Annotated in this window: 11 protein-coding genes; 1 reads left to right on the top strand and 10 read right to left on the bottom strand. The window is 33.8% G+C overall.

Going from position 1 to position 13,278, the window contains the following annotated elements:
- The first annotated feature begins 728 nt into the window (after positions 1–728).
- Complete coding sequence (locus BCR26_RS04635; protein WP_069697811.1) at positions 729–1,757, top strand: peptidylprolyl isomerase; 1,029 nt, start codon at positions 729–731, stop codon at positions 1,755–1,757.
- Between the two features lie 90 nt (positions 1,758–1,847).
- Here the strand turns inward: BCR26_RS04635 and BCR26_RS04630 are convergent, their stop codons facing one another.
- The 10 genes from BCR26_RS04630 to BCR26_RS04585 form a co-directional block, all read right to left on the bottom strand.
- Complete coding sequence (locus BCR26_RS04630) at positions 1,848–2,303, bottom strand: ASCH domain-containing protein (RefSeq protein WP_069697810.1); 456 nt, start codon at positions 2,301–2,303, stop codon at positions 1,848–1,850.
- A 21-nt stretch (positions 2,304–2,324) separates the two neighbouring features.
- Complete coding sequence (locus tag BCR26_RS04625; protein ID WP_069697809.1) at positions 2,325–3,269, bottom strand: 3'-5' exoribonuclease YhaM family protein; 945 nt, start codon at positions 3,267–3,269, stop codon at positions 2,325–2,327.
- Positions 3,270–3,273: 4 nt separating this feature from the next.
- Entirely contained in the window at positions 3,274–5,979 is a 2,706-nt protein-coding gene (locus BCR26_RS04620) for an ATP-binding protein (RefSeq protein WP_069697808.1), read from the bottom strand.
- Positions 5,979–7,211: a metallophosphoesterase family protein gene (locus BCR26_RS04615; protein WP_069697807.1), complete on the bottom strand. Its 1,233-nt coding sequence runs from the start codon at positions 7,209–7,211 to the stop codon at positions 5,979–5,981. The genes BCR26_RS04620 and BCR26_RS04615 overlap by 1 nt, the downstream gene beginning before the upstream one ends.
- 1,277 nt (positions 7,212–8,488) lie before the next feature.
- Complete coding sequence (locus tag BCR26_RS04610; RefSeq protein ID WP_245676915.1) at positions 8,489–9,601, bottom strand: metallophosphoesterase; 1,113 nt, start codon at positions 9,599–9,601, stop codon at positions 8,489–8,491.
- A 10-nt stretch (positions 9,602–9,611) separates the two neighbouring features.
- The gene (locus BCR26_RS04605; protein WP_069697805.1) at positions 9,612–10,478 is read right to left on the bottom strand and encodes a phosphatidylserine decarboxylase; all 867 of its coding nucleotides are present in this window, start codon (positions 10,476–10,478) and stop codon (positions 9,612–9,614) included.
- 22 nt (positions 10,479–10,500) lie between these two features.
- On the bottom strand, positions 10,501–11,106 hold the full coding sequence (locus tag BCR26_RS04600) for a CDP-alcohol phosphatidyltransferase family protein (RefSeq protein WP_069697804.1): 606 nt from the start codon (positions 11,104–11,106) through the stop codon (positions 10,501–10,503).
- A gap of 314 nt (positions 11,107–11,420) precedes the next feature.
- A complete protein-coding gene (locus BCR26_RS04595; protein ID WP_069697803.1) occupies positions 11,421–12,107 on the bottom strand; it encodes an alpha/beta hydrolase in 687 nt (228 codons plus the stop codon).
- Positions 12,108–12,235: 128 nt separating this feature from the next.
- Complete coding sequence (locus tag BCR26_RS04590) at positions 12,236–12,850, bottom strand: class I SAM-dependent methyltransferase (protein WP_069697802.1); 615 nt, start codon at positions 12,848–12,850, stop codon at positions 12,236–12,238.
- 81 nt (positions 12,851–12,931) lie between these two features.
- Positions 12,932–13,273, bottom strand: a complete 342-nt coding sequence (locus BCR26_RS04585) for a YlbF/YmcA family competence regulator (protein ID WP_069697801.1) — start codon at positions 13,271–13,273, stop codon at positions 12,932–12,934.
- Positions 13,274–13,278: the final 5 nt, after the last annotated feature.

Genomic DNA, 13,278 nt, shown 5'->3' with positions numbered 1-13,278 from the left:
CAGCTTAGAAAGTAATTGGGTAATTGTTTCCTCGCAAAAGACGCCCGCCACAGTAAGACATTGCTGAGAATCACTGCGACTGCTTGCAGAGCAGATGATGCATGTTATAAAGTGGCAGAAAACACTTCATCTCCAATTTCCAAATGCTAAAGCATTAAGATTGGAAAGAAGGCAATCATAGAGAACGCTGTTTCCTTAAGTGTTTTAAAGATATTTACAGCTCTTTTGACTCTAATTATGTTCGTTCGTCTTAGGAAAGGGTTACTAGTCGAACTGTATGAGACTAATTTTGTAGTGAAGTTCTGCACAATGGATACGCTCTTTGCTTTCTTTGTCCCCCTATGTTATGGGATGAAATTGCATAGTTACTTCCAGCCAGCTATCTGCCCTTTTATTTTGAAGCATCCCCCAATTCTAAAGTGATCACAATACTAGACAGTGTTTGAACACTACGATGAAATTTTAATTTTCAAAAAATAGGCTAACAGGATCAAAAGAAAAAAATTATATCATACCTAATTTAAACTTTATAACTACTGGTTCACTAATTCTTCTTAAAAACGATGTGCTCTTAGAATTTTCAAACACCCTCTAAATATGTCTAAATATTGAATTTTCTTAGAAAGTATGTGTTTGGTATTTCTTTTCTAAAAGATTATATGGTATAGTAATATTCGTGAGAACTTATAGCTTACATAAAATAATAAAAAATTAGGAGTGCTAAACGAATGAAGAAAAAATTAATTTTAGCTGCAGCAGGCATATTTAGTATTTTTACTTTAGCTGCTTGTTCAAGTGGTACACAAGACATTGCATCAATGAAAGGTGCCACAATTACTGTTGATGACTTTTACAAACAAGTAAAAGGTAGTCAAGAAAGTCAAAATACCGTTCGTAACATGATTGTATACAAAGTTTTTGAAGACAAATACGGGAAAAATATTACCGATAAAGATGTTCAAAAGAAATATGACGAAACAAAAAAAGCAGCCGAAGCGCAAGGAACAAAACTTGAAGATTACTTAAAACAACAAGGTCTTACTGAAGCTGATTTCAAAAAACAATTAAAACAAAACCTGGCTTTTGAAGCTGGCTTGAAAGCAAAAGTAAAAATTACTGATGAAGATTTAAAAGAAGCTTGGGCAACTTTCCATCCAGAAGTAGAAGCTCAAATTATTACAGTTGCTACTGAAGATGAAGCGAAAGCAATCAAAAAAGAATTAACTGATGGTGGCGACTTCACAAAAATCGCTAAAGAAAAATCAACAGATGCCTCTAAAAAAGATGGCGGAAAAGTAAAATTTGATTCTCAAAGCCAAGAAATTCCAGCAGCTGCTAAAGACGCTGCCTTCAAATTAAAAGACGGCGAAATTTCTGAGCCTATCCAAGCAACAGATAGCACTGGTTACCAATCTGTTTATTACATTATCAAAATGACTAAAAACACAGGTAAAGGCAACGACATGAAGCCTTACGAAAAAGAATTGAAAAAAATTGCTGAAGAAGCAAAACTTTCTAATCAAGAATTTGTTGCTAAAGTAATTAGCGATGCATTAAAAGAAGCAAATGTAAAAATCAAAGATGACGCCTTCAAAGAAGTATTAACACCATACTTACAAACTGAAGATTCAGCTGCTAAAAAAGATAGCTCTGAAAAATCTAAAGATTCTTCTTCTGATAAAAAAGAAAAAGCAAGTGACTCTTCTGCTAAAGAAGAAACTAGCTCTTCAAGCAAAACAGAAGATTCTTCTAAATAAGAGAACAATTAAAAACCAATTGCCTGTTAAATCAGCAATTGGTTTTTTTCTATTCCTTCTATTTTTAACAACTGAAGATACTCTTTTTGTTTAGGCTCTGTATACTACTTCAAACAACTCATATACGACAGACATATCTTCTCTAAATTGCTTGTCATATTTCGCTAATTCAGCCTCAAAATAAGGTTGATGGACACTCCGCCAATAAGCTAAATCGCGGTCCCCTTCTCCTTCTAAATAACCATGAACTTCGGCTATTTGGTTATAAGGTAGCACATCAATCACCTTACTACAGATAATTGCTTTCGCTTGATTTTGTCCATCCAATATTACGCTGTAGTCACCTGCTTCAGGAATTTTTTCATTTTCTAGCTCATACAGACTATACAACGAAGAGGTGCCTGTTTTTTCTCCACTTAACACTAATGAAAGCAATTCATCAGCCATTGCAGGAGAATTGCCAAAGCTCCAAGCTTCATAACAATCATGAGTGACATGTTTTTCTTGCTTAAATTGTTGCCAAAGCTCTACTACAGATTGATTCATTGTTTTCAACTCCAGACTTTTTCAGCAATCTTTTGGTACATAAAAACTGCGATTTTCTAATCCAAAAATCCGATCCGTATATTGCCCTGGTTCTGTTTGTCGAATAGAACTTAACATCATTTGAATAGATGCATCCATATTATCGATTTGATGTAAAATTTCTGCCTCCATAATTCTTGGGCGAACAGGTGAACCGTATTCCAATAACCCATGATGAGCTAGTACCATGTGTTTCAAAATAATTACATCTTCCTCAGCTTCATCTATTTTTAACGCAGAACAAGCTTTACTAATCTCTTCTTCAGCAAGTACTAAGTGACCGATTAAATTTCCAGCCAAAGTATACTCAGTTGACATCGCTCCAGACAATTCTTTGACTTTCCCTAAATCATGCAATATTATTCCCGCATAAAGTAGTGGTGCATTTAGCTCTTCATATTCTTTACAAATCGCTTTACCTAACCGCAACATTGAAATCGTATGATATGCTAACCCATTGGCAAAAGCATGATGATTTCTTTTTGCTGCTGGATAATCGAAGAATTCTTTTTGATACTTGGTTAGAATATGACGAACAATCCTTTGCCAGTGAGCATTGGTAATTTCAAAAATCGTTTGATTCATTTCTTCAATCATATCTTCTCTCTTTAAAGGAGCTCTCTCCATATATAAAGTTGGCTGATTTGGTTCTTCTGGTTTTGCCAATCTCATATGAATAATTTTGACTTGCGGATTTCCTTGATATACTTCCCGTTTTCCGTTCAAAAGAATCACATTCCCTGCTGAGAAACGACTAATTTCTTCCTCAGAAGCATCCCAGTATTTTCCATCTATCGTTCCAGATGTGTCTTGAAAAGTAAAAGCAATAAATTTTTTCCCATTTTTTGCGATTCTTACGTCTGCATTTTTAATTAAAAGAAAAAGTTCAAATGTCTCATCGATTGTTAATTCACGTAATTTTTTCATATACTTATGCCCCCTCTAAATAGATAACACGTTGATTCAGCTCTTGGTAATAGCTTACCATTTCTCGGTCCGAAGAAAAACAAATAATTTGCTGGGTTTCACCAAATGATTCAAAAAGTTTGGCCAAGTGACGCTTTCTTTGTTGATCATAGTGTAACCAGCCATCATCTACCATAACTGGTGAAAAAATTCTCTTCCCTTGTAAATATAAAAACGCAAACCTAATCGCCATAATCAACTGGTCTCTTGTTCCTGTAGACAAGTCTTGGACAGTAAAATGTTGTTGTCCTTTGTCCACTAAAATCAATGAACCCTCTTCCAATTGAATTTCCTGATAAGAATCATTGGTTAAAATATTAAAATAATTCGTCGCTTTTTTCAGTAAACTAGGAAGTTGCTGCTCTGAAAGCTCCGTCAATAAATCCATTAAAAGCTGGCCCGCTAACCAAAATCCTGACCACTGTAAGGCTAACTCTTCAATCTCTGTTTTTAACATTGCTTGCTCTTGGTATAGCTCATCTAAAGTTCCATCTTGTAACATCTGTTGTTGCTGATATAACAATTCCTGTTCTTGTGTTTGCCATTCTTGCAACTGTACATTATCTTGGGACTGTTTTTCAGTTAATAGTTTTTTCTGTTGCACTAACCATTCTGCGGTCGTTCCTTCCTCATAAAGATCCCCTAAAATAGCCCTAATTTCTTGGTAGCGGTTTTTCCGTTTGTCTTGTGTTTGATACGCTTGAAGCTGTTGTGGAACGCTCTCGATGGAGACTATCCCATATTTTTTTAATAATGGACGAATCTCTTCAACTAAATCATGTTGCTTGGTTTTCAATTCTCTAATTGTTTGTCTAGAATACGCATCGGCTTGATACTCTTGTGCAAATTTAATTTTTTCCATTTGATCTGAGAAATGACGAATCTGTTCTATTCTTTCTTTTAATGGTTTTCTTGAAATTGGCAACCAAGCGATAAATTTTTCCGTTAGCTGCTTTACTTCTTCAAGATTTTTTTGATTTTCTTTTAATTGATTTGTCAGTTCTTTATTGGTATTTATTAAAATCAAGTATTGAGTAATGTCACTTCGATGATTCATCCACAAATCAACTCGATCTAGTTTACCTAAATGGTTTTCCTGTACTTTTTGCTGCAGTTCTTCCTCCGCTAACTGATTCGCCACTTTAACCTTTGTCAGTTGCTGTTTCACTACAATTAATTGCTCATTTAAATAATCCAGTTGAGAAAGCTTTTCTTGCCATTGTTTTTTTTCATTTTCATAATTATCTTTTGGCTGATAAATAACAGGCAATACCCCAATAACTAGAGGTAACAGGCTTACGCCATACAGGATGAAATTCATTGGTTTTGGTAAAAATAGTCCTATTAGAACCAGCACAACTGCTGCTATACACCAAACAATTTTTACTTTCTTTTCTTTTTTGCTAGCATCTTTTCTAAAAATTTCTTTGTTGGCTTCTTCAAAGCTACTTAGATTTTCTTCTCTAGTTTCTAAATCTTTTTGCAATAATTGCAGGTTCATTTCAGCATCTTGCAAATCAACTGCTCGGGCAACCTCCGCTTCTCTTAATTGTTTTACTTCCTGTTCATCAAAAAACAATTGTGGGGGTGTTTGGCTGCTCCAGTTCCACTTGCTTTCAAGCTGCGCCATCTCCTCTTGGTTTTGCGCAAATGATTGCTCCATCCATTCTAGCTCTGATAATTGTTTGTCTATCTCATATCGCCGATTCAACAACGTTTGAATTGTTTCTTCTTCCCTTAAATAAAAATTGAAAAGCTCCGTTTGTTCACTAGTCTCACTTTGAACGGCAATCTCATAGCTCAACCTAGCTAATTCCTCATTTAAGAATTGATTTTGCTGATAAGCAGCTTGTAACTCCTTCTGATCTTTTGAGTTTATAGAACCCTTTTCACCGACCGATTGATCCACATTTAATTGTTGTAGTTCTTCATATAATGGAAAATTCATTTGACGTTTTTCATTGAGATGTTGTAGCTCTTTATCAGAGTGAATCGAGCCTTGAAGTTGCGCAATTTCTTTTTGAAGGCTTGATAGTTTCGTAATAACCTCTTGAAAAGACTGTTCTTGTTTTTCTTTCGTATCAATTTTTTTCTGTAGCTCCTGAAACGCAATTAGCTTCTGATTTAATGGTGGCTGGCTTCCTTTGCCTTTATAAAGCATTTGGGCCTTTTTAAAATACTCTTCTCTACTTGTTAAAAGCTGATGACTGCCAGAGACTCCTAGTGATAAAAGTGATTTTTGGAGTTCTTCCTCTCCTAGCTTATTTAATTCATTCAGTTGCTCTTGTTGAAAAGTATAAACAGATTGAGCCAGTTCCTTCGTCAAAGGGTGTACTATTTTTTCTAGTAATTTTTCATCGCCTATTTGCTGGTTACAGTAGACTTTCGCTTGCCCTTTGCGTTGGTCTTTGAATCGCTCAATTTTCACTTCTCCATAGATTGGATGTTCTAGCCACAAATAACCGCCGTATAAGCCACCCTTTTTAGGCATATAATCTTTTTTATTCTTCCCTTTTGTAGGAAAACCAAAAAGCATTACTTGAATAAATTGATAAATTGTTGATTTTCCAGCTTCATTTTCACCATAAAACAATTGATTGCCTGCAGAAAATTCTATTTTATGTTGCTGCCATTTCCCAAAACCAACCATTTCTATCGCTTTCAATTTCATCAGCGACCCTCCTTGATATCAAAATCCTCTTTAATTTGCTGGTCAGCACTGATAAGACTCTTTTGGCGCCAATAATCATCAATCTTGACCGCTTTAGAAAAAGCTGGATTTTGAGTGAGCTCTTTCATCACATCAGAAAAAATATCCGCCTGCAAATAATTCTTTTCTAGCTGATGTAGCAGTTCTTTATCGGCTAAAATTAACGCTTTTTTCTCCATTAAAGCTTCCTTTACTACCAACTGAAAAGGAAATAATGTATTGTTAGAACGCAACAATACCTCTTCCTGCACGTAATGAAGCAATTCTCCATTTCTATATGAGAGTTGAAACTCTTCTCCTAAATGTTCTACTTCTTGCAGATGAACTTCTAGTAAAATAGTATCGGCTTTATTTATTTCCTCCAGCAAAATTGCTTTTGTTAAAAATTGTAGACTTTCTTTCAATGACTGACAGTTTGAAAGAGAATAAGATTTTTTTTGCCACCCCACTTGCGCCACAGGTTGAAAGTGAACCGTTGAATGACCCTTTCCAACATTTACCAAAGCTATCCCTTGGGCTGTAACTTCCTTTTTGGTATGCCCTTGGGGAGTTCCAGGATAGACAATTAATGGTTGTGCACTAACTATTTGTGGTTGATGAATATGTCCTAATGCCCAATAATCATAGTTTTTTTGTTTCATTTCACTAAAAGAAAAGGGAGCATAGTTTTGAGCGTCATGCTGGTTGCTGGTATCGCCATGATAAATCCCTAAATGAAGATCTACGGTAGAATCTTTTTGAGGAAACTCATTTAATTTGTTCTCATTGATCCAAGAGTGTTCATAACTGAAACCTGATATAGCGACTTTTTCTTGATGTTTCGTAACAAAATAATGAGTTTTCACTTGCTCTTTATCAAAAATATGAACATTCTTTGGAAAATCAAACCAGTAACGTTCAGCAACATAATAATCATGGTTACCGAAAGTAATGATGACAGGGATTTGCGCTTGTTCCAAACGCTTTAAGGCTTTAATAAAATAAGCTTGTGTCCGAATAGACGTCCTACTTTGATGAAACGTATCTCCAGCAAAAACAACTGCATCTACTTCGCTTTGGATAGCAACATCTATGATTCTTTCTAATACTTTTTGATTCGCTTGTTGTAGTTGATGAGCCACTTCTATTGGCATATCTTTCAGCCCTTCAAATGCTCGATCTATATGTAAATCTGCCGTATGCAATAATTTCATCAGCATTATTCTCCAATCATTTTTCATTACTTTTATCATATCATTTTAAAGAGTTCTGGTCAGTAATAAAGATACGAAAATTTGTTCGTTTTTCATTTTTTTATAAAGGAGAACGAATACGTTTCTATTTTGTTATACGATAATCATAATCCTTTCAGGGAATCTTTTTTTTCATTCAAATTCTGAAAAAAAATTGTAAAACATATAAAATTATTATTAAGTAAATATCAATATTGTGTTGACTATTAATAGCGTATTAAGGTAGAATTAAATGTAAGAACGAAAAATAAAAAAGGCGCCCTATAGAAAAACGGCAAATTCTTCTACAGAGCCCTGTATTATCAGCACACACTAATAATACAAGTTGCCTTCAGTTAATTTTCATTAACTACTTTCATTTTATTATAAAATACGGTAAGATTTTTAGTCTTTTAAATCTATTATGTATGAAATGATTGTTAGAAATGCTTATTTATTGAACTCTTGCATGGTATTAGTAGCTGACTAATATCATTTTTTTGTCTTATTAAGTGAGATAATTAGAGTGAAAAAATAAAATAAAAAGGCACTCCGAGAAAAGACGGCAATCCTTTCCCAGAGTCCTGTATAATTAGCACACACTAATCATACAAGTTGCCCAAGTCAATTTTCATTGACTCCTTCCATTTTACTTAAAAATTCGCTAAATTACTAGTCTTTTTTAGCATTTTTATTACTTGGATGTTGTTAATGCTTATTAATTGAACTTTTGCACAGTATTAGTAGGTGACTAATGCTGTTTTTTTCACTCTTTTTATAGTATGACTATCCGTTTTTTGGAGAATAGGTTTGCACGCTAACTGTTTTCTAATGATTGATAGTTATATCTTGAGAGTAATGAAAAATCAGTGTTCACCGCGTGATAGCAATCACGAGCTTTTACTAATTACCCCGAAGGCACGATGCTCAGTCAATTTTCGCTAAAATAAAATCCCAACTTTATTTAGAAAAAGGGTAAAAAAGCCGCTGATTTTTCGTTACAATCAAAATGAATACTTGTTTTGATCCCGTATGACTCTTTCTTCCAATGTCACTGTTGGACAAACCTGTATTTATAAACAATGCAATCTAGTCCTTCTTTCATTGCATTGACTTCCATGGAGCTGTTAATTTTGTATTCCCACAAAACAGAACGGTACAAAATTTTTAATCCGACAACTTTTTTATTATGATACTCGTTTCAAAAAAACTCTAATGTGGGAATACACATTAATAGCTCCTCTTTATTAACTTTTTTGTTATTTCAGCTTTATGTCAATCGCCACAATCTCGCTCTGCGTCCCGACCCTCATTGGCGGCCCCCAGACACCAACACCTGATGAAACAACTACTTGTGGAGCAACATTCTCTTTTCGATAATAGCCATAATCTACAGTAAAGTAGGCGTTTGTTACTAAATTAAAAGGAAAAACTTGCCCCTGATGTGTATGACCCGATACAATTAAATCAACATTGCCACCATATTCATTAATCGTTGAAGGTTGATGATCTAAAATGATAACAGGTAAATCTTCTCTCGCAGCTTTTAACTGTTTCTCAATACTTTGGCGTTTCCCATCTTGCGAACCAATCGGGCGACTATCTTTTCGACCCGCAATCAAAAAAGTATCCTCAACGATTGCTATTTCATCCTCCAACAACGTAATATCCGTTTTAGCCACCAGAGCTTTCATTTTCTTAAACGTTTCGCCAGCATCATGATTTCCCCAGCAAAGATAGGTTCCATAGTTAGCGTTCAAACGATTTAATTCTTTAATAATCTTTTGAGGTTCTTGCAAAGCTTCGTAATTCCCATCAAAAAGATCGCCAGAAATCAATACTATGTCTGGATGTAATGCATTTATTTTTGTAACTATTTTTTCAAATTTTTTCTCATCATTAATATACCCCAAATGAACATCACTAATCAGAACAGCACGAAGATTTTTTTTATCCGATTTCGCCCTCTTGTCAATATTCACTTGATAATGTGCCGTTTTAATTGCTTGTCCTTGCCAAAAACCATAGCCGATAAAAAGTAGAATAAATAACAATGCACCTAACGTTATTAGCGTCTCATTTTGATCCGAAAGTGGCATCAATTTACTAGCGATTCGATAGAACACCCCCGTCAGACCAAAAACAACTAACGCTGTCAGTAAAAAAGCAAACCAATAGCTGCCAAGTTTCCCTACAAAAGCCCCAACATTTTTATCAAATAGTAAAAAAGTAAGACAGGTAGACAAGGTTAAAAGGCTGAAAATCATCCAAAATAATACAGGCCATTTAAATTTCAAAAATTTTTCCAACAGAGTTAGAATCTTACTTCCTACATAATAACTACTTAAAAAAAGTAGCAGTGAAATAATCAAAACAGCTATTTTATTTATGTTTTTCGCCTCCTACTCCAATCACTTCTCCTAGTTTTATTCTAGTTTCTTGCTGATTACTTGTATTTTCAAGTATTTCTGAGGCAATCGTCACTTCTCCTTTTTGGAAAAGCAAAATCACTGTTGATCCACCAAATTCAAACCAGCCTTTTTTTTCAAAACGTTGACAAGTTCCTGATTCTTTCAAATTTTCTATTTTTCCGACCATCAAGGCACCTACTTCAATTTGTGCGATTTTACCAAACTGTTCTGTTTCAATAATGGTTACTTCCCTTGTATTTCTACTAAAGACTGGCTCATTATGAATAGCAATCGGGCGAACCGTGTGAAAAAGTCCTGATATTTTTTTATACGTAGAAATCCTTCCAGCGTCAATAAAATAGTAATGATGATAATCATCTGGAGTTAAACGCAAAATGACTGCCATTCCTCCTAACCATTCTTTTCCTAACGCGCTGTCTTCAAGTAATCCAGACACATTGTATATTGAATTTTTAATTTTAAAAACACTACTTGAATCAATAGAGTAAGCAGTAACTTTCCCATCACATGGAGCTGCTAATTGTTTCTGCTCCTTTGGAAAAGGCCTTGCCTCAGGTTTTATTTCTCTCATAAAAAATTTGTTAAATGAAGCATAGTCCGCCTTTTGGTACTCTTCCATCACAATCTGGTTTTTATTAATAAATCTTGGGATCATTCCTTTTGAAAAAAAACTGTCTAAATAAACACCAGCCAGCTTAGAAACAGCTGGCTGGATCATTAGTTTTAAAAAGAAACGCCCCAATCGGTTTTTATATAAAAAGTTTAACGATTGACTGTCATGTTCAGAAATAGCAATTGTTTCAAATTGTTTTTTCATTTCGTTTCTCCTTTAGTTTCACTTAGCGCATAAAAATAGCAATAATCGTTCCTATAAATAGACCCGCAGCTAATTTTCTTGGCTCCAATTTCTTGATTTTCACTTTTGAGATAAATAGCGTTCCTATAATTAGTAAAGCAAAAGGGTATAGAAACGGGAACGAGAACTGAAACCTTCCGCATAAAAAGAATAGTAACGGAATAAGAGCTGCACTACTAGTTACAGGTAATCCTTCATAATACTCTCGCTTTTTATTCTGAGAATCTCTTCGTTCCATCTCAGTCACATTGAAATAAGCTAAACGAATTAACGCAGCCAAAATGTAAAAAACAAATAAAGGTAAATAAATTCCTTGGGTTAAGCCAGCAGCATATGCTAACACTGTTGGAAATACACCGAAACTAATTAAATCAGCCAAAGAGTCAATTTGTATACCATAACAAACCTCACTTTTACTTCGTTTTTTAAAACTTGCCACAAATCCGTCAAACATATCACAAATCCCTGAAAATATTAGACAAATAATACCTGCTAAAATATTTTGATGAAGCGCATAATACATACCAATAATTGAAAATACCGCATTTCCATAAGTTAGTATGACTGTATAATCATAAATTCCAATCATAACCGTTTAATTCTCCAATTCTTTTCCTTTTACTTATTACTATATCACTAATTAAAGGAAGTTTGGAGATTTTTTTGTTTCTAACTGTCAAATTTAGGAGGTTACTTTCTTTGACCATTTGCTATGATTATAAAAATAGGCGTTTATAACTGATTAATTCTTCTTTAATGCTAAAGAATCTGTTCTACATATCTTGTTAAAGCTATACAGAAAGTCTAAAGTTAAAAAGAAAGCCTCTAGGCAATCTTTCTTTTGCCTAAACGCTTCCATCTAATTGGTTATTTATTTTTTACCACGCGATAAATTATTCATAACTAAGCTGTAATGAATTTTAAAATGTCTTTAGCAGCATTCTCTTTATTTTCACTTAAAAAAAGTTGATGCGTTCCACCATTATAAAGGTTTAACGAAACTCTAAAATCACAAAGTTTTGCAATATAGGTTGCACTTTTATAATAAGTCGTTTCATCCCGTTTATTTTGTAGAATAAGAATATTATCTTTCAAGTCATCTTTGATTCCTATTTTCAATTTTTTCTTCGTTGAAAACAATAAAGTAAGAAACTGAAAACACGCTTTAAATGAAGTTTCTCTTACTGAGCCAAAATAATAAGCTCGCTTTTCTTGATGCTTAGCAAAAATCGCTTGAACAAGGTCAGAAGTAATAACAGAAATATTGTAAAGATAGATTGGTGTATTACACAAAACAACTTGGTCAATCAAGTAGTGCTCTGACAATTGAATCGTTAAAAGACCGCCCATCGAAAAACCAATACAAGTAATATTTTCATAGTCCTTCTGGAGCTTTTTTATTTTAGATTCCACATCATTTAACCAGTCTTGATAAGTCGCTTTTGAAAAACTTTCTTTGTTTTCTCCATGACCTGTTAAACGTATCCAGAAAGAGTCCACTTGATTTTGTTCTAAGTAATTATGTAAATATAGAATTTCATGCTCATCTCCACCAAAACCATGAATAATTAAAACTGCTCTTTTTTTCATAAGCTATCCCCTCTTTATATTCTCATTGTACTTAAGAATAGATACGACAGGGCTAGAAATTGTTAATTTTATAAAAAATTTTAATTGTCCGTCTTCAACGCCTATCCTTTTTATCTTTTCTTGCGTTGCTAATTCTTAACAATCTTCTTGGCATCTAAGAGAAACAATGAGGCATCTTGATTCATAAAATTATTCTTACCATGATAAAAAGTTTTGACTTTTATCTCTGCAAAGCCGATTTCCTCCATAATTTCCATCAAATTCTCTTGCTTGAAACCATTATGAACTTTATCAGAAATAATCGATTCTGTATAGTTAAAATCAACAATTAGTATCTGTCCATTATTGTTTAAATGCTCATATAAATTTCTAAGAAAAGGTTCGATATCTTGTACATGTAGCAATACCTGTACTAAAAGTAGATAGTCCCCACTAAAATTAGGAACCATAGAAGATTCAAGATCTAAACACAGAGCTGTTGCGTTCTTTATCTGATTATTTTTAATTTTTTGTTGAACCAATGTAATCATGTTTTTTGCGGCATCAACAAAAAGCAGTGAATGGAACTCATTATATAACTCTAATCCAACAAGTCCAGTACCACAGCCATAGTCAATTGCTATTTTTTCCTTGCCAGAAACAATGTGGTTACGAATTTCATTTGCTATTATTTTTGACATTTCTATTCTTTCAAGTGAATCATATTTTGTTGCCATCGCCTCAAATATATCTATATTTCCCACGCTATTACTCCTAAATTCAATTTTAAAAGGTACAGGCTAAAACTAATTAAGCTTTATCCCATACCCTTTAATTAACTTATTTTAATCGTTATACAAATCACGAATTGGAGTCATAATGATTCGATTTAAATCATTAATGATTAAGCTAAACGCTTGTTCTTTTTCCATTAATTTATTAATTACTTCTGCTTGTTGTACTTGCACTGCTAATGCTTGCGCTTTTTCAGCATCTTCATCTGAAAATTCTTCGCCACGCATTTGTTTTTCTTGCAAGCTTTGTTGGAATCCTTGAAACTCTTTAAATAATTTGTATGATTCTTCTTCTGCTTTTACTTCGTCATAGGCTGCTTGTAAAGCTTTAAATTCTGCTAATTCACGAATTTCACGTTCAACTTGATTGGCTGTGTCATAAATATTACTCAATCTAA

It is taken from the genome of Enterococcus rivorum (assembly GCF_001742285.1).
GTDB classification, from domain to species: domain Bacteria; phylum Bacillota; class Bacilli; order Lactobacillales; family Enterococcaceae; genus Enterococcus_L; species Enterococcus_L rivorum.
This window is presented reverse-complemented; position numbering and strand designations above follow the sequence as displayed.